This is a genomic window from Nostoc sp. 2RC, from assembly GCF_014222165.1.
In the GTDB taxonomy this organism is placed as follows: Bacteria; Cyanobacteriota; Cyanobacteriia; order Cyanobacteriales; family Nostocaceae; genus Nostoc; species Nostoc linckia.
On the sequence record NZ_JACKZU010000853.1, the window covers coordinates 1 to 246 of the forward strand.

A 246-nucleotide genomic window follows, 5' to 3' on the forward strand; every position below is an offset into this window, starting at 1 on the left:
GTAGGCAATTATTATTTGTTATATCAAGCTGATGGTAATAACAATATCGCCGAAAGTAATGAAAATAATAATATTGTTGCTAAAGCGATCGCTATTAAGAAAGCTGATTTAATTATCCAAAATGCTGTTAATCCCAGTGTAGGGTCAGTGGGCGAAAGTATTGAAGTCAGCTATCAAGTGAAAAATCAAGGCACGGGTAGTGCAGGGTATCAGCAAACAAAGTTTTATCTTTCAACAAATACAACC

The 246-nt window shown here is 35.0% G+C and carries 1 protein-coding gene; it reads left to right on the top strand.

Going from position 1 to position 246, the window contains the following annotated elements; all coding sequences use genetic code 11:
* Nucleotides 1–246, top strand: a 246-nt coding sequence (locus GNE10_RS35240) for a CARDB domain-containing protein (RefSeq protein WP_311774918.1), incomplete at both ends; no start/stop codon positions are given.